Genomic DNA, 1171 nt, shown 5'->3' with positions numbered 1-1171 from the left:
ATCGCCCACGTCTGGGACCGGCGCACCCGGCACTGGCACTGGGCCGTGTCCTGGGCCGCCCGTATCCCGCTCGCGTCCGCTGTGACCGCGCTGGCCCTGTACGCGCCCGCGTCCCAGCTCTGATCAGGAGAGACCGATGTACGAGCACATCCAGTACGTGACCATGGCCGCTGATCTCAGCGTCGCGGCCGACGGGTTCTCGATCGGAGGTCGGCTCCTGGGCAGCGTCGGGTACGGCGGACTCGCCACCGCGCTGACCGCGGGCATGGTCGCCGGCATCAAGGAACCGAAGGGGAAGGAGGGCAAGAAGGTCGGTACCCAGCGCCGGAAGCTCAGCAGCAGCGAAGCGTCCGTGATGGGTCTGATCGCGGGGACTTTCTACATCGCCGCCGGGTCGATCTGGACCGTGGGCCCGGAGGTGTCCGAGGCGTTCGCCAGCGTGTTCACCAGCGGTGCGTTCGGCCAGACGGGCATGGGGGGAGTCGCGCTCATCATGTCCGTGATCCTCTATTTCCGGGCCCCGGCCCCCGGCAAGGCCGCGATCATGAGCATCATCCTGGCCGGGGTCTGCGCCTCGGCCGGCGGCATCTGGGGTCTGCCCGAGTACGCGCTGCTGCTCCTCGCGGGGAAGCTGGGCCTCTTGTGAGCGCCGAGCCGATCGCGGCCGACCTGGACGTCGACGAGACGGTGGAGGCCGTCGAGCGCCCGCGGCTGGTCCTCGTGCACCTCCCCGGACCGATCGCCTCCCTCTGGTCTGACCTGCGCCCTTACCTCCCTACCCGCTCCCAAATCGCGGGCCCGTTCCGCGGGGTCCAGGCGGGCGCCCGGGTCCTGGCCGTCCGGGGCTGGGCGTGGGTCCGCGCCGACGGCTGGATCTGGGACGGGTGGACGCGCCTCGGAGCCGTCGCCGGGACCGCTGTCATCGGGGCCCCGGTCATCTGGACCACCGTCGCTGACGCCGCGGGGGTCTGGGCCCCCTACCTCCCCCCGATCGCCGTGATCTGCGCATGCGCCGCAGCCAGGTGGCACGCGCCCGCCGTGAGGACGGAGCGAGGGGAGTCGCCGGGGCCGGTGGCCGCCGTCGACGACAGCCAGGAGGACCAGGAGCACGACGGCCAGGGCGGCGGGCTCGACGAGCCGGAGGATCTGACGCTCGCTGAGGCCGTCGGCA

General features: G+C 72.2%; 2 protein-coding genes. Both read left to right on the top strand.

Annotated elements, in window-relative coordinates; translation table 11 throughout:
• Window positions 1-136 precede the first annotated feature (136 nt).
• Window positions 137-646 carry a hypothetical protein gene (locus ACWCRA_RS35235; protein ID WP_451069485.1) on the top strand — a complete coding sequence of 170 codons (510 nt, stop codon included), beginning with the start codon at window positions 137-139 and terminating at the stop codon, window positions 644-646.
• Window positions 643-1171, top strand: a 529-nt coding sequence (locus ACWCRA_RS35230) for a hypothetical protein (protein WP_451069484.1), incomplete at its 3' end; no start/stop codon positions are given. The genes ACWCRA_RS35235 and ACWCRA_RS35230, both read left to right, overlap by 4 nt.

It is taken from the genome of Streptomyces sp. NPDC001889 (genome assembly GCF_053594535.1).
Note: the sequence above shows the minus strand (reverse complement) of the source record. Positions and strands in the feature narration are given on the sequence as shown.

What these genes read in the sequence shown, in the direction of transcription:
- ACWCRA_RS35235 (WP_451069485.1), top strand. Translation starts at nt 137, where the DNA reads ATGTACGAGCACATCCAGTACGTGACCATGGCCGCTGATCTCAGCGTC.